The following is an 18,844-nucleotide window of genomic DNA, read 5'->3' as shown; positions in this document are numbered from 1 at the left end:
ATGGATCATTTGTATACTCCTTATAGCTGAAGAGAGATTGGCATATGAGAGGGGACTTTTATGAACAATGAAAAACTAATTTTACCTTCGAAGGAAGAGCGACATAAACTATTTGGTTCAGTTGTTCCAGGAGCTAAATCAAAGCCTACAGAAAAAAAAGGGATGCCGGATCTGCAAAATGTGCGTAAAGATTTTTTATTTCAAATAAATTCTGTAGGAATTAGTAATGTGAAGCACCCTGTAAAAGTGACCTCTACCCTTTTACCAAATGAGCAGACAACTATTGCTACATTTTCTTTCACATCGAAAATTCCAGTTAATCAAAAAGGGACCAATATGAGCCGTTTCACAGAGCAGCTTCAACTATACTACAATCAAGGCTTTAACCTATCTATTAGCACTCTACATGATTTTCTTCGAGAGCTTGCAACTAGACTTGAGCAAGAAAATGCCGTGTTGGAAGTCACGTTTCCTTGGTTTTATGAAAGGAAAGGTCCGGCATCTGGAATTTCAGGGTTAAATCACTCTGAAGCCTACATGAAGGTTGAATTCGATGTTAAAGGTGGCTATAAAACTGAGGTTGGACTGACATGTACGGTTACCACCTTATGCCCCTGTTCCAAGGAAATAAGTGAATATAGTGCTCACAATCAACGTGGATACATAAAAATGCGAGCAGAGTTAGATGACCGCTTTGTTCAAGAAGAAGATTGGAAGGAAGCCTTATTACATGCGGCTGAATCCAACGCAAGCGCCATGATTCATCCTGTATTAAAACGCCCTGATGAAAAAATGGTCACGGAGTCAGCGTATGAGAACCCGAGATTTGTCGAGGACATGGTGAGACTTGTAGCTGCTGACTTATATGAATTGGACTTTTTTTCTGCATTTGAGGTGGAATGTAGAAATGAGGAGTCTATTCACTTACACGATGCCATTGCTTCGGTAGCTTTTCGGAAATAATTTTGTGTGACCCCTTATCTAATTTGGATGAGGGGCTTGTTGTTGAATGACGAATCTTTCTGTTTAAACATGAAAAAACACCCTGCTCACTTGCAAGGTGTCAATCCCAATTATCCAAAAACTTTATGAAGGTCTTCCTTCGTTTGCTGTAACCAGAAGTTCATTAAACGCTTAGCACCCTCTAAGTCATGTAGCTTTGCTTGACCACATTGCTTTTCGTTTGCTGCTGGAATTTCAACGATTTCTACAGCATCTTTTAACGTATCTTCCATAAGGTCGATAATCTCTGTAACAGTCGGATCGCCACTTACAACTAGATAAAATCCTGTTTGACAACCCATTGGAGAAATGTCAATAATATCAAAGTGGTCATACTTTTCTGAGTGGGTACGGATATTGAATGCTAACAAATGCTCTAACGTATGAATCGCATCGGGTTTCATTGCTTGTTTGTTCGGCTGACAAAAACGAATATCAAATTTATTAACTACGCCATCGCTACCTACATGATGAACACCACAATGTCTTACATAAGGTGCAACGACTGCATCATGATCTAAATCAAAACTTTCTACTGAAGGCATCTTTATCACTCCTTTAAAATCTTCTATACTTATCATAACGTGAAACGAAACTTTTTACACTAATTTTGATTGGAATACTATGAATTACCATTTTGACTGGAGGATGAATATGTTTAAAAGACCTTTTATACTTATGATACGATTTTATCAAAGATTCCTGTCACCATTAAAACCACCCTCATGCCGTTTTTATCCCACTTGCTCTCATTACGGAATAGAAGCAATCAGTCGGTTCGGCATTGTTAAAGGTGGTTGGTTAACGACTAAAAGAATTTGCAAATGTCATCCATTCCATCCTGGCGGAGTAGATCCAGTTCCAGAAAAAAAATAATCTATTGGTAGTTCTTCACAATTTCCTGTAGCTTTAAAGCTAAACCGACCTTACCTTCTACCTTTACCCCCCCAGTCATAAAGGCCATTGTTGTGTTCAAATCATCCTTTAGTAGCTTGGAAAAATTACTCTCCGAAAGTATTAACGTCACCTCTGCTTCATTCGACGATCCTTCCACTACTTCAACTAGACCGTCTTTAATAACGATTTGTAATGACTCCGTTTCATTTAAATTCACTTGAAACACTCTATCTTTTTCATTCCGAATGTGTTCATTAGTTGAATTCATTTTCTCTACTAATGCAAATAATTCAGCTTTTACTGTCATCATAAACTCCTCCTAAATGTTATACACTCACTCCTAATTCTCTATCAGGCGGATTTTTCCTTTAACATTTTTCTTGTAATTCTATTTTTAGTCTTGTATGATAATAAAAGTTAAATCGTAATTGTTACGATTAAAGAAAAGGAGAGATGAATAAATGGAAAAAATACCTGTTACTGTATTAAGTGGTTACCTGGGATCGGGAAAGACAACTTTACTGAATCATGTTTTACATAACCGTGAGGGCTTAAGAGTTGCTGTCATTGTCAATGATATGAGTGAAGTAAATGTAGATGCTGCACTAGTTAAGCAAGGTGGTTTTTCTAGAACAGAAGAAAAATTGGTTGAAATGCAGAACGGGTGTATATGCTGTACATTACGTGAGGATTTAATGAAAGAGGTTGAGAAACTCGTTCAAAATGGTGATATTGATTATATTCTAATTGAGTCTTCCGGTATAAGTGAGCCTGTCCCAGTCGCCCAAACCTTTTCTTACATTGACGAGGAGACAGGGATGGATTTAACAAAAATCTGTACGCTTGATACGATGGTTACAGTTGTCGATGCCAACAGATTTTGGCATGATTTTGCAAGTGGTGAAAGTCTCCTAGACCGTAAACAGGGAACTGACGAGCATGATACGAGAGAAGTTGTTGATTTATTAATTGATCAGATTGAATTTGCCAATGTAATTATACTAAATAAATTAGATCTAATCTCCCTAGAGGTTGCGAATGAATTGCAAGCAGTCATAAAGAAACTAAATCCTGAAGCTCATATTATTCAATCTACTTTTGGTCAGATCGAATTATCTTCAATACTTGATACAAAAATGTTTGATTTTGAACAGGCAAGTCAAGCGGCTGGCTGGCTCAAGGAATTAAATGAAGAACATACGCCAGAAACCCAAGAGTACGGTATCACTTCATTCGTCTACAAAAGAAGACTTCCTTTCCATCCGGAAAGACTATTTAATTGGTTAGAAGACTGGCCAGAAGATATTGTAAGAGCAAAAGGCTTCATTTGGGTCGCCTCGAGAAATAATACTTCAATTTTACTATCACAAGCAGGAACCTCCATTATGTTTCAGCCTGCAGGTGAATGGATTGCGGCCCTATCTAAAAATGAACAAGAAGAAATGATTCAAGAAGAACCAGAGCTCCTAGAAAGATGGGACATTGATTTTGGCGACCGGATGACGGAGTTAGTTCTAATTGGTATTGATATGGACCGAGAAGAAATTGAGTCCTCATTAAATGCATGTCTTTTAACGAAGGAAGAAATGATTCAAGATTGGACACTTATTAAAGATCCACTACCTTCATTTTAAGAAGTTTTCAAAGGTGAAATTTTTTTTGGTTTTAAAATCGTAATAATTACGATATAATGACAGAGGATATTATAAATCGAAATCATTTTGATTGAGGGGATAAAATAATGAAAACAAATTACCTTTTACTTGCACTTCTTCTTTTATTAAGCTCCTTCCTTTTTGGTTGTACTCCTAAGGAAGAGAAGTTACAAGAAAAAACAGAGAATGGTTCAGCTACAGTAGAGAAATTGAAAGTATACACAACGATTTTTCCATTAGAAGACTTCACAAAAAAAATTGGCGGAGAGCATGTTGAGGTTATTAGTGTTTATCCTCCAGGTGTAGACGCACATACATTTGAACCAACGGCCAAAACTATGGTAGACATCTCTGAATCTGATGCATTCATTTATTCAGGGGCTGGTCTTGAAGGTTTCGTAGATGCTGCCATTGAGGTCTTACAAAAAGAAGATATTATGATTGTCAAAGCAGCTGACGGAATAGAATTCGCAGAGGTAGATCACGCAGGTGAAGACGAACATGAAGGCGAAACTGAAGCCGAACATGCTGAACACGCAGGTGAAGACGAGCATGAGGGCGAAACTGAAGCCGAACATGCTGAACACGCAGGTGAAGACGAGCATAATGACGGGGATCACGATCCACATGTTTGGCTAGATCCAATTTTAGCTACTCAGTTGGCTGAAAATATTCTGCATACGCTAGAAAAATTAAAGCCTGAAGCAAAAGAAGAGTTTGAGAAGAATTTTAATGAATTAAAGCTAGAGCTAGAGAAACTTGACGGAGAATTTAAACAAGTTATTGATCAAGCTTCGAACAAGGAAATTTTGGTTTCCCATGCAGCCTATGGATATTGGGAATCACGTTATGGCATAAAACAAATAAGCGTTTCTGGCTTATCTCCAACGAATGAGCCTTCACAACAAGAATTAACGAAAATAATTGAGACAGCAAAAGAGCATAACATTCAGTATGTCATTTTTGAACAAAACGTTTCAACAAAAATTGCAGAAATTGTTAAGAATGAAATTAAAGCAGAAGCCTTAACTCTTCACAATCTTGAAGCGCTCACAGAAGAAGACTCTAAAAAGAATGAGGATTACTTTAGCATTATGAGACGAAATCTTGAAACATTAAAAACTGCTCTGAACTAAAGTTTTAAGGCATAAGTCCCACTTGTATGGGCTTATGCCTTTTTACTATGTGAAAAATTTAGTAATCGTGAATAATAATGAGAATTATTTTCAATAATAAAAAGAGAAAGAGACAACCACGGACTTGGCTGCCTCTTCGAGAGATTTACAGACCTGCTGGTTCAAACGTTTTACAGTCAGTTTCTGCGCTATTTTCAGCATCTTTGCTTTTGTGATTCACTACAAAAATTTGGGTAGCCCCACACTTTTCGCCATGCATATTGTGTACACAGCTGTTTACTTCACATAATACATCTAGTGCCATTATGAAACACCTCCTTTATTTTTAGGATTTACAATTCCGTCATTGCCTATACAAAAAACAGTGACCCTATTGTCACTGATTTTTTGATTCTATATTCTAGTTACCTGTAAAAAAGTTTTTGAAAAGGAGTCCATGATTTTTTCTTCATCAAAATCGGCTCCAATAATCACAATGCTTGGATCCACTTTCGGACTTTCAGCTAGTTGGGTCAGCGTTAATCGTCTAGACGCAAATTGGAAGTCAAAGAAACCAGACGTTCCCTCCAACTGCACAATTCCCTTGCTCCTAATAATTTCTTTAGGCAAGTTTTTATACCATTTCTCTAGGGAAATCCGGTCTAATACAGGAAGCTGATCTAATTTAATTGCTTTTATCATCGCATGGTTATGGTGGTGATGATGATCACAACTTTCTCCGTGCTCATGGTTATGATCGCAATGCTTATGACCTTGATCAATCATAAAAAATCGCTTCTTAAAGAGTTCTTCACGATCGACCTTAGCAAATGCAGTATGAATAATAGGAATATCATTGGTAATGGATTTTCGAATTTGCTTTTCGACTTTCTCAAGCTTAGATGTTGATAACAGATCTGTTTTATTTACTAACAGCAATGTCGAATATTGAATTTGATCCTGCAGGAGCTTTCGGACTTCTTTTGAGCTTGTAAAAATACTTTGATAGTCTAAATACTGACTAGCATCCACCATCCCAATTATGGATTGCAGTTCAAAGCTATTTACATAGATTTGATCTGTAAGCGCTTCAATAAGCTCCAATGGATTTGCAACCCCTGTTCCTTCTATGATTAGTAAATCAACTGGGGATTCTTTCTGGTTCCTTATAAAATCATCCAACGTGGACTTTAAATCCTCCTGAATGGTGCAGCAAATACAACCATTGAGTAATTCGACAATTTGCTCACTTCCGAGTAAGTGACCTTCAACATTTGTTTCCCCTAGCTCATTTAAGATGACTCCAGCTTTTAATTCTTTCTCCTTACAGTAAGAGAGTATGTTAATTAATACAGTCGTTTTTCCACTACCTAAAAATCCGTTTAGAACGTAGACAGGAATTTTTGTGCTTGTATTCAAAATGAATCCCTCCGTATATTGGTATATATATAAATCAAAATCATTACGTTTTACTGTTTATACTTTTCTATATTTATTATACTACTCATTAAAATATTACTCCAATGTTCCAATGTGCTTTAACTCTCTAAAACATAAAATTCCTCGCATACATTTTGGTAATTCGTGGACAATAAGGGAGTAATCATTTTAGGTGGAAGGGATTGTTTATCATGGATGATATTGTCATAGCCCGCTCCTTATTTGGAATGACAATGGGTTTTCATATTATATTTGCAACACTCGGCGTGGGGATCCCATTAATGATCCTATTTGCAGAATTGCTTTTTCAAAAAACAAAAGATCGAGATTATGCAGTTATGGCAAATAGATGGACCAAGGCCTTTGCCGTTCTTCTTGGAGTTGCCATTCCTACAGGAACTATTGCCGGTGTTCAACTAGCCTTATTATGGCCTGGTTTTATGGAGGTTGTTGGTAAGGTCATCGCACTCCCTTTTCAAATTGAGATTTTTGCCTTCTTTTTAGAGGCTCTATTTATGTCGATTTATGTTTATGCAGCCGATCGTTTATCACCATGGATGCGAATATTAAGCGTGTTTTTTGTTGCACTTGGGGCTACATTGTCAGCCGTCCTTATTACGAATGTGCATGCATTCGAGGGTACTCCCGCTGGATTTGATATCGTAAATGGAGAGATTGTGAATGTGGATCCTTGGGCAGCTTTTTGGAACCCAAGCTTTCTTGTTACATCTGGTCATGTTGCCGTATCTGCCTTTATGACTGGGGCATTTGTAATAGCATCTGTTGCCGCTTATAAAATGCTTCGCACTCCTAAAGACTCAAGTAGCTATCGCTACCACAAAAAAGGATTAATGCTTGGATTAGTCATAGGTGGAATCTTCTCATTTTTAACTGCCATCAATGGGCATACTGGTGCTCAACAGCTTCATGAGTACCAACCAGAAAAATTAGCTGCAGCAGAAGGATTATTTGAAACACAATCTCATGCCCCTTTAGCCATTGCAGGATTTACAAACAGAGAAACAAGAGAAGTCGAATATGGAATAGAAATTCCATGGGCCCTAAGCTTTTTAGCAGGAAATAGCTTTGACACTGTGGTGGTCGGATTAAATGATTTTCCAGAAGAATACTGGCCTCCACTATTTGTTCATACGTTATTCAATTCCATGGTGTTTATCGGTGGATACTTAATTATGCTCTCCCTTGCAGGATTCGCCTGGAATAAAATATTAAAGAAAAAAACCTTTCCGAAGCTCTTTATGTTGGCCTTTATTACAGCTGGACCACTTTCAATAATAGCCATAGAATTCGGATGGATCTTCGCATGTACAGGCAGGCAACCTTGGGTAATCTATCATATGATGCTGACAAAAGATGCTGTAACGGGATCCACCAACCTAGCGTTGTTGTTTACTCTTTTTCTCATCGTCTACATCATTTTAGGAATCGCTACAGTTTTAGTATTGCGAAGCTACTTTAAACGTCATCCCATTTCAAATGTATTAGAAGTATGATTTAGAAAAGGATTGATTTAATGACTGATGTATTGCTTGCTATCACACTATTATGGAGCTTTATCTTTATTTATGCAGTTGCTGCAACCATTGATTTTGGTGCTGGATTTTGGTCCATGTTTTACATTAATCGTCAAAAGAAAACAAAGGCGACCAATATTGCAAACAGATATTTATCACCTTCATGGAAGATTACAAACGTATTTATCGTGTTAATCGTTGTAGCTTTAGTTACTCTTTTTCCAGGTGCAGCCTTTTCACTAGGAACGGTTCTATTATTGCCTGCAAGCTTCATCGTATTGTTACTTGCATTAAGAAGTGCCTTTCTTGTTTTTTCTCATGCAGTCAAGGATTATCAGAGAATGCTCTCGTATGTCTCAGGTATATCTGGATTTCTTATACCGGCGCTACTCATCTTAACTCTTCCCATTTCTCAAGGAGGCTTTATAGAAATTATAGCTGGTGTAGAGCAGCTTCAACTTGGTAAGCTTCTTTCAAGCCCACATGCCTATGCATTTATTGGGTTTGCCGTTAGCAGCACACTATTTCTTTCTTCACTTCTTCTTGCTGATTATTCAAATGCTTCTGACGCGGAGGAAACGTATTATATCTACCGGAAGGATGCTATTATCCTTGGTCCAGTCACACTACTAATGGCATTTTTCATTGTACAAACGATGCAATTTGAAGCGACTTGGATGTATAACAACCTTCTTGAGCACGTTCCTTGGCTTATTGCTTCTGTTGCCTTATTTGCTCTTGGATATAGTGCATTATTTATGTCTTCGACTCAAGGTAAAGCATTAAAAGGAAGACCACGGCTGGCCGTTGTGGCCATTATTCTTCAGTACTTAGCGGCAAGCTATGCGTATGGTCGTGCACACCTACCTTATATCGTCTATCCGAATGTTACGATTGAATCATCATTTACCGATCCAAATACATTTCGGGCAATGTTTATCGTCTACATAATTAGCTTTGCTATTTTAATCCCAGGGTTTATTTACTTCTGGAAGTTATTTATGAAAGACAAAAGATATCTAAAGCAGAAAGAATCATAACCTTCATTGGTTATGATTCTTTTTACAGATGGAAGCTATAAAAAGTTCCTTGTAAGATTTTATTCTTGGATTGACTTATCACTAATTTCACTCTTGCTAAAGCTGAGGATACTTCTGCTAGTTTAAAGTCTATTTTTTTGCCTATTTGCATATCAAAGACATCAAATGCTTCTGGCATGGAAATATAAGCGTTATTAGCATAGATCGTGACTATATCCACGAGTAATTGAAGGTTCGTTTCTTTCCAAATATATTTTTTGAGCTTAAATGTCTCGTTTGTCCATTCTCCTACTTCAAATTGAACAGATAAAAACCCTTTTAATTCTGGGATAAAGATTGCTTTTGAAGGAGCCATAGTAAAAGAAAGATTCTGTGCTTCCTTCGTTATATAGGAAAGTAAATGGTTCGTTAGGATTGCTAACAAGGACGGACTCTCGAGAAACACTTTTCGCCTTGTTGATTGATGAATATGCGCAAGTAACTTCACGTTATTTTGGAGGTGAACAGGTTCTGAGTAATAGCCTTTAATAATTTGATCAATAGATAATTGAATAAAGAGATCTTCTTGAGAAAGTAGGGAAAGATGTGCCGGTTTATTTAAGGTATGTATGGAGCTAAAGTTCATTTTTATCACCTGATTTTCTAGTTTAGCTTCCAAATTTCAATTCTTGGATCACAGGATAAATCGAACTCCATGAACGCTTGACGAAGTAGATAGGTTTAGACTGTTCCTTAGCCTTTTGTTTAATAACCTTGGCTAAATTATGGTTCACATAATCAGTCAGGACAAAAACCATATCAATGCTCTCCGGAATTCCCTTTTTCACCGAATTTACTTTTCTTCCATCAATATGAAGTACCTCACCAAAACCTGTATTTAAAAGCTTTCCAGTAATAGTACCTAAATGATCTGCACCCACCACCATTAACGATATCATCTAACTTCCTCCTAATAACCTTATTAATTCTATCTTAAATGAGAATGATTATCTATGTCAATACAATTGATAAATATTATCATTCTCACTTTGAATTCTTTTTATTCATTTCGTAAATAACTAGCACAGTAGTTGAACACAATATATAAATGGTTGCGATATGGGGAGGTGAATAGTTAGTGGAAAGAAATCCTATCTACACAGATTCTCTAGCGAATATATGGCATCACGAACTTTCACCAGAGAATCGATTCAATGATATCGATTTATTTGAATTACAAGAAGGCTACTTATTTGATGAGTTTGCGGATGGAGTTACTTCGTTTTATTGAGAAAAATCGAGTAATTAAAAATGAAGTACGATTAAAGCGGTTAGGTATCCAAAGCACTTCCTGAATGAAAAAAATCCAGCTTGATTATCAAGCTGGATTTTTTTCTAAGAAGATTTAATTTCGCTAATATATGGCTGAGATGGATAGAAAAATGCATATAACTGCTGAAGTAAATAAGATGGCAGAAATTCTAACATTCCTTCTCATTTTAAAACCATAAGCGCAAAAAAAGATTGCAGCATCAAATTTCGAACTGCTTTAAAAATAAGCATTTGAAGAAAAAGATGAACTGCTAAAAACAAAAGTAATAAGTAAAGTTAGAGAGATTAGAATTTTAAACCACAAAGGCTCGTTTAGGACTGTTTAATCATAAATTTTATCCGCTGCATCTCTGTATAACTTCCCTTAGTAAACTTACATCTAATTAAGTATATGGTGTGTATTTCAAATGTATCACTTCCAATAATGAAAGTATGAATAGAACTAATCTATAACTTATTTACAATCTTCTCTCCCGTTTGAGCATTGATAAAATCTATTCTTCCTCGCAATTTTGGAAACGAAATCACATAGCTCAGTGCATAATAGGATTCTTGATTGTCTTTGTATTCTTTATTCCACTTAAGTTCTAAGCTAAGTTCATTTTTGAAGATATTGCTTGCTTCTTCTGCTGTAACGGCTGGAATTGTATTGATATTTTTTAGAGCTTCAGGATCTACATCTGGGGCCAGATAATGATCAACAAATCCAGTCGTTCGGTTTACACTGACTCTTGCAGAAGCTAGTCGGTTGTCAATCCCTTCATGAAAGATACGGAATTCGAAGCGGAAGTTTTTACTCTCCTCCTCTGTATCTTCTTCATCTTCTTCCTCTATCACCACGTAGCGGAAGTATAAATCTGCAGAGGGATAAAGGATAAATAACAATTGAAGTGCTACCTCTTTACTTTCCTCTTTAGTGAGCCCCAACTCTCCTTCTCTTTCAAGAAATGAAAACACTCCTAGAATCTTCCCCGTTTCATTGTCCCGCTGGATTTTAAGGGTATTATCATTCCTTTTGTTAAAATAACCTTCTATAGTCTTGTCCTCTTGAACTTGTACCTTATTATTTTTGATGCGCCACACACTTCCTGTTACGTTGCCTAAGTCAAGCTCCCGAATTTGTTCAAATTCATTTTCATCAAAGCCTATCAGTTCATTGATTGTCTTTTGTTCCCTAAATGAAGGACGAACGATCGTTTCTATATATTCTCTAGGCTCCTCTTCTTCCTCGTACTCAAACTCATCTTTTATTCCATCTACTGAATAAGAATAAAAAGGAAGTGTCGGCTCATATACAAGATGTAGTTGATCATCACCTTCAACGTAAAGGTTTTTGCTGATTTCACTAATCAAAAGCTTCATTTCAAGACCATTTATACATTCAATCCTAATTTCTTCCTTGCTTAAAATACTTTCAGGGATATCTATATTCTCAGCTGTACCATCATAACGGAAATACGTGATCTCACCGGATAGCGCAATAGTAATAGAAAACCCAGTGAGGGGAAGTGGTAGATCTAGTTCTATTTGGACATAGACAAGTTTGTAAGTTTCCTGACCGTTATTACCCCATTCTTCTAATGTGAAAATCTCATTTACACGCGGATAATGTTTTTCAACAAAATCTAATGCTTTATCTTTTAATTCCTTTTCATGGTAAATTGAGCTGCCATGATTAGAAGAATTTATATCTTTACTTAAACGAATCAACCGTCCATCTGCAGCAAGCTCAATCCATATACCCAGTTCCTCGTCTTCTCTGTGCGTCCAACTAAACAGAGCCACTCCCTCTTCCGACGTAATGTCCTCAATCTCAACAACATATTCTTCCGTCACATTTCCAATATGTATGGCCTTCTTTCTCAATTCGTCCATATTCAAATGACCCATTCAATTCACCTTTTCTCAGTTTAATAGACCTTAATCACAACATTTTTCATTTACGTGCATGAAACAAAATACCAATGGTCGTCCATTTTTCTCATTTCAAGAATGTCTGCCCCTATATCTTTATTCGTTGGTGGAGAACCATTCGGTGAATACACATATCCGTCAAAATTATCGAGAATACTTCTTGTAGTGAAAAAGAGTAGCTTATCCCTCGCTATTAAAATCTCGTTCCCATCAGATATCCATAATGGTTTATAAGAAGAAGGAATTTCAAAAAGATCTCCTTGCTCATCCGTTACCTTAAGTTCACCCTTGTAATATAACCCAACAATATCTGTGCGAGCATTAAGCTTTATCAAAAACTCTGCCTTTTGAAGGATTGGATTGAGAGGCTGGAATATTAAAAGAATAAGCAGTATTAGATTTAATACTAGTGGTATAACGCTCTTTAGACGCTTAGCACCTTATTCTCTAAACTATTTAGTTTTTTTACAAAATGCTTACATAAATAGAAAAATCGAGACCAACGAAACACCCAAATTGCCCCATTTAGATTCCTTTAAATGGGGGCTTTTAGATGAAGAGGAATTATGTGAAAACTATAAAGAGGTATGGAACGAGGTTGTAGGTAAGCTTTAACAGCCTTTCAATAAAATCATTAGAAAACCTATCTCTTCCTTAGTCCGGTTAAATAGATTATAAAAAAGAGCAAATTAACAACAAATATTGATCCTAGTAATCCACCAAAATGGATAGAAGTTGGATTCTCCCAGGAGGAGGAAAAAGACTTATCATAAGGGAATGGACTTTCTTTCAAAGTAAAACTCCTGTTAGCGATTTATCATATTATATTTTCATTCCTTCATTAACTCGGTATAATTTAAAACCTGAAGCTAGAGCTGAAAAAATCTTAGGATTAGTCACTCTTAGAAGCCAGAATTTCCAAAGGGGTATAAAATTCGCAGGATAATCGTTTAAAATGCTTTACATTCCATGTCAAAATCGGGGTATTATTCGACAAAATTGCTAAATAAGCATCAATAAAGTCTACATTCTGATCAGCATAATCGTCCAATGCTTTTAATACATTTTCATCTTCTAGCTCAATGAAAGGTAAACTAAATAGTTTAGTTAGTCCATCTCTAATATGATAACGATCAAACTTATAAACGCTTTTTAACACCCAACAACACTCAGCTGCGACCATTGTTGGTACAATCAATTTTATATCTTGGCTCCCGATATGAACAAAAAGTGTTTTTGCTTCATTTGCCATATCCTCCGGCTGTCCAGTTGCAATTCTCAACAGGATATTCGCATCTACCATCATACGTTGGTTCATCTTACTGTTCCCTTAGTTTATCGATATGTCTTTTAGCGATATATTCTTGGGCTTTCAGACGCTCCTGATCAAAAGGTAATACATTCTCCACTTTGAAGATCCCAAATACCTCATCAATTGATGTTTGTTTAATAACTTTAATTTTTATATTATCAATTTCATCTGTGATATAAGTCAATTTATCACCAGGATTAATGTTATATTCCATTCGAATCTTAGATGGAATCGTGACTTGGCCTTTTTCAGTAACAGTACTATATAATCCCTTCTTCATCTCAAATACACACCCTTTTCGCTTACTTTAATATTTCTCCTTACTATATTATATAATACTACCAACTCAAAAGTAATGCATCCACCACCCTTTGAGATTTCTATAAAGATGATTTCCTAGTAAATCTTCAATCATAAATCTCCATATGTTCTTTTTCATGTCTATAATCATCCAATCTGTCATGTAAGGTCCTGTATGAAATTCAAATTTATTGCCCATCTGGATTAGTAAAATATATAGATTTCTTGTCCTTTTTTAAGCTCTAAACATCTTCTGCAAAATGAAATAAGCTATTGCAGCAGATAACATAGTCGTAGAAAACGTTATTAGATCGGATCCATATATTTTCGCTTCACTAGAAGTATATTCCCATTCTTTAGAAACATCAGGAGTATAAGTAGCATTGGAGAGGCAACCGAAGAAGCGGTACTTAACTCATTGATTACCGCCACACATATTGTTGGACTTGATGGAAATGAACGACCAGCATTGAAGGACTTACTTGAAAAATTTCTCATAAGAGTGTTTTAAATATTCTTGATCTATTTTGGGAGGAGGCCACACCTCAAGGCTGATATATTCTGATAATCGCCGATATATCTGAAAAATCGCTGATAAATCTAAAGTAATCGACGATATATTTCAAGAATCGCTGATAAGCTTGGATTCATTCATATTCACATGAGTAATCCATTACTTTTTAGGCGAATTTTCTATAAATCAGTGCTCTTTTAACACATTCTAGCAAAACTAAGCATTTCACTTAAAGAGTCTGTTCAAAAAGGAGGACAAAAAGAGCAAAGAAGTTCGAGGAAGCGAAGTCTTGAGCACCGGAGCGTATGTTTTGTATACGTGAGGAGCGGAGAGACGAGCTGACGAAGAAATTTGAAGCTATTTTTGCCGGACTTTTTGAACACCCTCTTAAAGAAAAACATTTGTAAAGGATAGTAACTACATAGAAAACACCACTCTTTCCTTGAGTAGTGTTTTCTTGCTTACTATAACCCCTGTTCCACTCCAGCCTCTTTCCTACTCTGAAACCGCCCAATCCATTTGGACATCAGCCCATGTGTTGGTGAGAAGACAAAGACTAAGGCGAAGATAATCCCGACCACCATAGCCATGGATCCAGCAATGGATACGTTCAATAATACGGCCACATAATAACCTGCTACAGCAGAAACAACACCTACAATAGCACTGATGAGGAGCATGACACTCAGTCGATCGGTTAGCAAATAGGCGGTAGCGCCTGGACCTATGAGCATCGCGACCACTAGTATGGCTCCGACTGCATCAAAGGCTGCAACCGTTGAGATCGAGACCATTCCCATTAATAAATAGTGAATAAACATAATCGGAATTCCGAGTGCAACGGCCATTTGTGGGTCAAACGAACAAACCTTTATTTCTTTATAGAATAGTCCAATTAGGATGATGACAATGACCAGCACTGCCCCTAATAAATAGACTGCCCGAGGACCTTCTATTCCGAATATGGTGATCAAATCCCATGGAACAAAAGCAATTTCTCCCATTAAAGCATGCTGAGCATCAATATGAACTCTATCTGCGAAAACAGATATTAAAATAACACCAATTGCAAACAGGGAAGTAAAAACAACGCCTATAGCAGCATCTGTTTGAACACCGCTTGAATCAAGCAGTTGAACAAAATAAGCGGTTAGCAACCCCACAATCAGAGCACCAATTAGCATATTAATTCCCGATATGGCATTGCTCACAATATAGGCACCAACAATACCTAACAAAACAGTATGGCTAATCGCGTCAGCAAGCATGGCCATTCTTCTTAAAATAAGGAAACAACCGATCATTCCACATGAAATTCCTACAAGAGAACCCGTTAATATAATCCAGGCATCATAGCTCATGACTAGCCCCCCTTTGTTCTTTTGTCCTAGGAAGATCAGTAGTAGCCTTCTTAATTTGACCTAAAGATGCTGGTAAAAACAAAGGTGTGCGGCCTAGTCCTTTTAAAAGATCAAGTAGCTCTGACTTTTCTTTCTCCGGTATCTTAATAAATGATAATGGTGCTTCACTGTTTAAATTCAAATGGGCATATCTCATTTCATTCATTAGATACACTTCCATAAGTCGATTGTTCATGACAATATCATATGCTTCATCTAGTCCAGTCTTTGTCATTCGAATAGAATGGCCATTTATGTCTTCCATCACATTCTCTTTAACAAATTTATACACCAACGCTTTAAATCTATTTGAAGACATAAGCTTTTGTCTTTGAGAAAGCTCTGCCATGCTAATGACACCCGTAAACTCTTTTTTATCTATATTTCTTTCACAAGCTTGATAGATTAATTGAAGGGCTTGTTGTCTTTCAGTTGTCTTACGAAGTCTATAATAGCGAATGACTTTTGTAAGTAACCCGCGTTTTGGCGAGAATATTAACGAGATTAAGAATATGATGGTTGCTGCTACAATAATAAGTGGCCCCGTTGGCATTCTGTTGGCTATCGTGCTTAAAAGAGTACCTAACACTCCTGAAAGAGCTCCGATTCCACCTGCAATGATCACCATATAATCGAGCCGTTCCGTCCAATATCGAGCTGCAATGGCAGGTGTAATAAGCATAGCAGACATGAGTACAACCCCTACTGCCTGTAAGCCAATCACGACTGCTCCAACAATTAAGACCATCAGCAATCCGTTTAATAACCCTGTAGGCAACCCAATTCCCTTTGCGAATTGAATATCAAAGGTTAATAACTTTAATTCTTTAAAAAGTAGAAACGTAATAACTAATAATACGGATGAAATCGTCACCATCATTTTGACATCGTCCCCAACCATTGAGGCGGCTTGCCCAAAGATAAAATGATCCAAGCCTGTTTGATTTCCATTATTCAACTGAGCAATATAAGTTAATAAAACAATACCAACTCCAAAAAACACTGAAAGAACTAATCCTATTGCTGTATCTTCCTTTATCCGTGAATGGGTTGAAATGCTATGAATGAAATAGCTTGCTAGAAGTCCTAGAACTGCAGCACCTATCATAAACGCAAGAATGGACTTCTCACCCGTGATTAAAAACACTAGACAAATTCCTGGAAGGGCAGCGTGTGCCATGGCATCTCCAATCAAGCTCTGCTTTTTCAATAATGCAAAGCTACCAAGGACACCACTTGCTAATCCTAGTAATAATGTTCCCATTAGTACCCATTGAGTATTACTATCCTGCAATAAGCGAATCAAGGTATCTACCATGATCATCACTCCTATTTATTTTCGACTACTAGATTTCCTTGATCGAGAAAAGCAAGTCTTCCGCCATATGTTTTTTGAAGATTATCAAGGGTAAAGACTTCTTCAGTTGGACCAATCGCGATCTTCCGGATGTTTAATAAGAGTACCCAGTCAAAGTATTCTTTTACAGTCTGGAGGTCATGATGAACAACCAATACAGTCTTCCCTTGTGCTTTTAGTTCATTTAAAAGGATAATGATCGCCTTTTCTGTTGCTGCATCTACTCCAACAAAAGGTTCATCCATAAAATAAACCGTTGCATCCTGCGCTAATGCTCTAGCTAAAAATACACGTTGCTGTTGTCCACCAGACAATTGACTGATTTGTCTAGAAGCAAACTCCTTCATCCCCACTTTATCTAGGCAATCTAAGGCGAATTCAATATCCTTTTTTGCTGGTCGTTTAAACCAACCAATATGTCCGTACCTTCCCATTAATACAACATCCAAAGCATTGGTTGGAAAATCCCAATCCACAGATCCTCTTTGTGGAACATATCCGACAAGCTTTCGTTGTGACTTATATGGTTTATCATAAATGGAAACTTCTCCGGATGCCATGGGTACCAAACCTAGAATTGCTTTTATAAGAGTTGATTTTCCTGCACCATTTGGTCCTACAATTCCAATGAGTTTACCTTCAGGAACGGTAAAGCTAACCTCTTGAAGAACTGGTTTTTTACGATAAGCTACGGTCATATTTTCCACTTTTATCGGTTCCAATCCTCATTCCTCCTTCTACTAGTCAAAATAGAGTGATCATTTCAACCACTCTATTTTGAAAATACATTCTTACTTTATTTCAAAGCCGATACAATGGTGTCAACATTATGCTTATACATGCCTAGATAAGTGCCTTCTTCCGTCCCATCTTCACCCATTGCATCACTAAATAATGAACCACCTACTGAAACTGAATGGCCTTTACTCTCTGCTCCTTCAACGATGGCATTGATGGACCTGTCAGAAATACTGGTTTCGATAAATACTGCTTTAATTTCCTTTTCAACTAGAAGGTCGACTAAGTCTTGAACGTCCTTTAGTCCGTATTCAGAATCTGTACTAAGTCCTTGCAAGCCTCTAACCTCTATTCCATAAGCTTTACCGAAGTACCGGAATGCATCATGAGCTGTTACGAGAATGCGACTCTCTTCTGGTATCGTTGCTATTTGTTCTGTTGCATACGTTTTTAGTTCCTTTAATTCGGCAATATAGCTCTCTGCATTCTTCTTATATTCATCTTTATGTTCAGGGTCTAGCTCTGATAACTCCACTTCTATAGCTTGAACGGCATAAATCCAGCTATCAATGTCAAACCATACATGAGGATCATGGTACTCTGGATTCGCTTCATCCGTGAGTAGATTTTCTTCTGGTACATTTTCACCTACAGCAACGGTTGGCTTATCGTCATCCATCTTCTCAAATATCTCGCCCATCTTCCCTTCAAGATGTAGGCCATTGTAGAAAATAATATCAGCATCTGACAGCTTCTGAATATCTCCTTGAGAAGCTTTATATAGATGTGGGTCTACTCCTGGGCCCATTAGAGAATTCACTTCAACATACTCTCCTCCAACGTTTTCTACTGCATCCTTAATTTGCCCGATTGTTGTCGTTACTTTAATTACATCTGAATCACCGTTTGTAGTTTCTCCTGTCGAACAACCCGAGATAGCCCCTACCACTAATCCACCAACAAGGAACAAAGATAAGAACGATTTCTTCATTTTCATTTGTACTGCACCTCCATTTTTTGTTCAAGCTATAAGTTTTTCCCTAACGCAACTTTTTCTTCAAAAAAAAGCAACCAAACATCTGCAACTAAGCTATGCAAAAAAATCCTTTGGTGTGCTTAATAATTTTACCGAACGAACAGTTTGTGTATGACCGACAAAAAGTTTCCTTACTACAAAAATATAAACCTTAAACAAACTTTTGTCAATCACAAACTATTCGGCAAATTTCAGTCGCTTGTCCAATTTCAGTATGCCTTTCCAATTAACCTTTTCATTAATTGTTCTAGGATTCACATCTTGTTTAGATTTTGACT

The 18,844-nt window shown here is 36.9% G+C and carries 21 protein-coding genes and 1 pseudogene; 7 read left to right on the top strand and 15 right to left on the bottom strand.

The window, feature by feature from the left end; all coding sequences use genetic code 11:
- The first annotated feature begins 60 nt into the window (after positions 1-60).
- Positions 61-963, top strand: coding sequence for a GTP cyclohydrolase FolE2 (gene folE2 / locus ACOI1C_RS08635; protein ID WP_422509922.1), 903 nt, complete (start codon positions 61-63; stop codon positions 961-963).
- 110 nt (positions 964-1,073) lie between these two features.
- Here the strand turns inward: folE2 and ACOI1C_RS08630 are convergent, their stop codons facing one another.
- Complete coding sequence (locus ACOI1C_RS08630; RefSeq protein ID WP_422509920.1) at positions 1,074-1,547, bottom strand: S-ribosylhomocysteine lyase; 474 nt, start codon at positions 1,545-1,547, stop codon at positions 1,074-1,076.
- A gap of 109 nt (positions 1,548-1,656) precedes the next feature.
- Here ACOI1C_RS08630 and yidD point away from each other — a divergent pair, with 109 nt between their 5' ends.
- A complete protein-coding gene (gene yidD, locus ACOI1C_RS08625) occupies positions 1,657-1,878 on the top strand; it encodes a membrane protein insertion efficiency factor YidD (protein WP_422509918.1) in 222 nt (73 codons plus the stop codon).
- Between the two features lies 1 nt (position 1,879).
- Here yidD and ACOI1C_RS08620 read toward each other — a convergent pair whose 3' ends face one another.
- Positions 1,880-2,209 carry an SCP2 sterol-binding domain-containing protein gene (locus ACOI1C_RS08620; protein WP_422509916.1) on the bottom strand — a complete coding sequence of 110 codons (330 nt, stop codon included), beginning with the start codon at positions 2,207-2,209 and terminating at the stop codon, positions 1,880-1,882.
- Positions 2,210-2,360: 151 nt separating this feature from the next.
- On the opposite strand from ACOI1C_RS08620, the gene ACOI1C_RS08615 reads away from it, so the two are divergent.
- Both ACOI1C_RS08615 and ACOI1C_RS08610 read left to right on the top strand, forming a co-directional pair.
- A complete protein-coding gene (locus ACOI1C_RS08615; protein WP_422509914.1) occupies positions 2,361-3,533 on the top strand; it encodes a GTP-binding protein in 1,173 nt (390 codons plus the stop codon).
- A gap of 107 nt (positions 3,534-3,640) precedes the next feature.
- The gene (locus tag ACOI1C_RS08610) at positions 3,641-4,690 is read left to right on the top strand and encodes a metal ABC transporter solute-binding protein, Zn/Mn family (RefSeq protein ID WP_422509912.1); all 1,050 of its coding nucleotides are present in this window, start codon (positions 3,641-3,643) and stop codon (positions 4,688-4,690) included.
- Positions 4,691-4,835: 145 nt separating this feature from the next.
- Here the strand turns inward: ACOI1C_RS08610 and ACOI1C_RS08605 are convergent, their stop codons facing one another.
- Both ACOI1C_RS08605 and ACOI1C_RS08600 read right to left on the bottom strand, forming a co-directional pair.
- Positions 4,836-4,994, bottom strand: coding sequence for a DUF1540 domain-containing protein (locus ACOI1C_RS08605; protein ID WP_422509910.1), 159 nt, complete (start codon positions 4,992-4,994; stop codon positions 4,836-4,838).
- 89 nt (positions 4,995-5,083) lie between these two features.
- The gene (locus ACOI1C_RS08600) at positions 5,084-6,088 is read right to left on the bottom strand and encodes a CobW family GTP-binding protein (protein ID WP_422509909.1); all 1,005 of its coding nucleotides are present in this window, start codon (positions 6,086-6,088) and stop codon (positions 5,084-5,086) included.
- Positions 6,089-6,300: 212 nt separating this feature from the next.
- Here ACOI1C_RS08600 and ACOI1C_RS08595 point away from each other — a divergent pair, with 212 nt between their 5' ends.
- Both ACOI1C_RS08595 and ACOI1C_RS08590 read left to right on the top strand, forming a co-directional pair.
- Entirely contained in the window at positions 6,301-7,623 is a 1,323-nt protein-coding gene (locus tag ACOI1C_RS08595) for a cytochrome ubiquinol oxidase subunit I (RefSeq protein WP_422510145.1), read from the top strand.
- 20 nt (positions 7,624-7,643) lie between these two features.
- Entirely contained in the window at positions 7,644-8,684 is a 1,041-nt protein-coding gene (locus tag ACOI1C_RS08590; RefSeq protein WP_422509907.1) for a cytochrome d ubiquinol oxidase subunit II, read from the top strand.
- Between the two features lie 22 nt (positions 8,685-8,706).
- On the opposite strand, the gene ACOI1C_RS08585 is transcribed toward ACOI1C_RS08590, so the two are convergent.
- Positions 8,707-9,309, bottom strand: coding sequence for a hypothetical protein (locus ACOI1C_RS08585; protein WP_422509905.1), 603 nt, complete (start codon positions 9,307-9,309; stop codon positions 8,707-8,709).
- Between the two features lie 22 nt (positions 9,310-9,331).
- Complete coding sequence (locus ACOI1C_RS08580) at positions 9,332-9,622, bottom strand: DUF2325 domain-containing protein (protein ID WP_422509904.1); 291 nt, start codon at positions 9,620-9,622, stop codon at positions 9,332-9,334.
- Between the two features lie 179 nt (positions 9,623-9,801).
- On the opposite strand from ACOI1C_RS08580, the gene ACOI1C_RS08575 reads away from it, so the two are divergent.
- Positions 9,802-9,954, top strand: a complete 153-nt coding sequence (locus ACOI1C_RS08575) for a hypothetical protein (protein ID WP_422509902.1) — start codon at positions 9,802-9,804, stop codon at positions 9,952-9,954.
- A 488-nt stretch (positions 9,955-10,442) separates the two neighbouring features.
- On the opposite strand, the gene ACOI1C_RS08570 is transcribed toward ACOI1C_RS08575, so the two are convergent.
- The 9 genes and pseudogenes from ACOI1C_RS08570 to ACOI1C_RS08530 form a co-directional block, all read right to left on the bottom strand.
- Complete coding sequence (locus ACOI1C_RS08570; protein WP_422509900.1) at positions 10,443-11,885, bottom strand: YcdB/YcdC domain-containing protein; 1,443 nt, start codon at positions 11,883-11,885, stop codon at positions 10,443-10,445.
- 50 nt (positions 11,886-11,935) lie between these two features.
- Positions 11,936-12,244 carry a hypothetical protein gene (locus ACOI1C_RS08565; protein WP_422509898.1) on the bottom strand — a complete coding sequence of 103 codons (309 nt, stop codon included), beginning with the start codon at positions 12,242-12,244 and terminating at the stop codon, positions 11,936-11,938.
- A gap of 557 nt (positions 12,245-12,801) precedes the next feature.
- Positions 12,802-13,227 (bottom strand): PIN domain-containing protein, encoded by a 426-nt coding sequence (locus ACOI1C_RS08560; RefSeq protein ID WP_422509896.1) that lies wholly within the window; start codon positions 13,225-13,227, stop codon positions 12,802-12,804.
- Between the two features lies 1 nt (position 13,228).
- The gene (locus tag ACOI1C_RS08555) at positions 13,229-13,501 is read right to left on the bottom strand and encodes an AbrB/MazE/SpoVT family DNA-binding domain-containing protein (RefSeq protein WP_422509894.1); all 273 of its coding nucleotides are present in this window, start codon (positions 13,499-13,501) and stop codon (positions 13,229-13,231) included.
- Positions 13,502-13,628: 127 nt separating this feature from the next.
- Positions 13,629-13,754 (bottom strand): annotated as a pseudogene (locus ACOI1C_RS08550) (metallothiol transferase FosB); the annotation flags it as partial.
- 745 nt (positions 13,755-14,499) lie between these two features.
- Entirely contained in the window at positions 14,500-15,396 is an 897-nt protein-coding gene (locus tag ACOI1C_RS08545; protein ID WP_422509892.1) for a metal ABC transporter permease, read from the bottom strand.
- Positions 15,386-16,753 carry a metal ABC transporter permease gene (locus ACOI1C_RS08540; protein WP_422509890.1) on the bottom strand — a complete coding sequence of 456 codons (1,368 nt, stop codon included), beginning with the start codon at positions 16,751-16,753 and terminating at the stop codon, positions 15,386-15,388. Before ACOI1C_RS08540 ends, ACOI1C_RS08545 begins: the two co-directional genes overlap by 11 nt.
- Positions 16,754-16,764: 11 nt before the next feature.
- Entirely contained in the window at positions 16,765-17,490 is a 726-nt protein-coding gene (locus ACOI1C_RS08535) for a metal ABC transporter ATP-binding protein (RefSeq protein WP_422510143.1), read from the bottom strand.
- 98 nt (positions 17,491-17,588) lie between these two features.
- A complete protein-coding gene (locus ACOI1C_RS08530) occupies positions 17,589-18,521 on the bottom strand; it encodes a metal ABC transporter solute-binding protein, Zn/Mn family (RefSeq protein ID WP_422510141.1) in 933 nt (310 codons plus the stop codon).
- Between the last annotated feature and the right edge of the window lie 323 nt (positions 18,522-18,844).

The sequence above is a fragment of the Bacillus sp. DJP31 genome (assembly GCF_049310945.1).
In the GTDB taxonomy this organism is placed as follows: Bacteria; Bacillota; Bacilli; order Bacillales; family SA4; genus Bacillus_BS.
This window is presented reverse-complemented; position numbering and strand designations above follow the sequence as displayed.

What these genes read in the sequence shown, in the direction of transcription:
- ACOI1C_RS08560 (WP_422509896.1), bottom strand. Translation starts at nt 13,227, where the DNA reads ATGAACCAACGTATGATGGTAGATGCGAATATCCTGTTGAGAATTGCA.
- ACOI1C_RS08595 (WP_422510145.1), top strand. Translation starts at nt 6,301, where the DNA reads ATGGATGATATTGTCATAGCCCGCTCCTTATTTGGAATGACAATGGGT.
- ACOI1C_RS08590 (WP_422509907.1), top strand. Translation starts at nt 7,644, where the DNA reads ATGACTGATGTATTGCTTGCTATCACACTATTATGGAGCTTTATCTTT.
- ACOI1C_RS08580 (WP_422509904.1), bottom strand. Translation starts at nt 9,622, where the DNA reads ATGATATCGTTAATGGTGGTGGGTGCAGATCATTTAGGTACTATTACT.
- yidD (WP_422509918.1), top strand. Translation starts at nt 1,657, where the DNA reads ATGTTTAAAAGACCTTTTATACTTATGATACGATTTTATCAAAGATTC.
- ACOI1C_RS08615 (WP_422509914.1), top strand. Translation starts at nt 2,361, where the DNA reads ATGGAAAAAATACCTGTTACTGTATTAAGTGGTTACCTGGGATCGGGA.
- ACOI1C_RS08610 (WP_422509912.1), top strand. Translation starts at nt 3,641, where the DNA reads ATGAAAACAAATTACCTTTTACTTGCACTTCTTCTTTTATTAAGCTCC.
- ACOI1C_RS08540 (WP_422509890.1), bottom strand. Translation starts at nt 16,753, where the DNA reads ATGGTAGATACCTTGATTCGCTTATTGCAGGATAGTAATACTCAATGG.
- ACOI1C_RS08555 (WP_422509894.1), bottom strand. Translation starts at nt 13,501, where the DNA reads ATGAAGAAGGGATTATATAGTACTGTTACTGAAAAAGGCCAAGTCACG.
- folE2 (WP_422509922.1), top strand. Translation starts at nt 61, where the DNA reads ATGAACAATGAAAAACTAATTTTACCTTCGAAGGAAGAGCGACATAAA.
- ACOI1C_RS08630 (WP_422509920.1), bottom strand. Translation starts at nt 1,547, where the DNA reads ATGCCTTCAGTAGAAAGTTTTGATTTAGATCATGATGCAGTCGTTGCA.
- ACOI1C_RS08530 (WP_422510141.1), bottom strand. Translation starts at nt 18,521, where the DNA reads ATGAAGAAATCGTTCTTATCTTTGTTCCTTGTTGGTGGATTAGTGGTA.
- ACOI1C_RS08620 (WP_422509916.1), bottom strand. Translation starts at nt 2,209, where the DNA reads ATGATGACAGTAAAAGCTGAATTATTTGCATTAGTAGAGAAAATGAAT.
- ACOI1C_RS08585 (WP_422509905.1), bottom strand. Translation starts at nt 9,309, where the DNA reads ATGAACTTTAGCTCCATACATACCTTAAATAAACCGGCACATCTTTCC.
- ACOI1C_RS08545 (WP_422509892.1), bottom strand. Translation starts at nt 15,396, where the DNA reads ATGAGCTATGATGCCTGGATTATATTAACGGGTTCTCTTGTAGGAATT.
- ACOI1C_RS08535 (WP_422510143.1), bottom strand. Translation starts at nt 17,490, where the DNA reads ATGACCGTAGCTTATCGTAAAAAACCAGTTCTTCAAGAGGTTAGCTTT.
- ACOI1C_RS08570 (WP_422509900.1), bottom strand. Translation starts at nt 11,885, where the DNA reads ATGGGTCATTTGAATATGGACGAATTGAGAAAGAAGGCCATACATATT.
- ACOI1C_RS08605 (WP_422509910.1), bottom strand. Translation starts at nt 4,994, where the DNA reads ATGGCACTAGATGTATTATGTGAAGTAAACAGCTGTGTACACAATATG.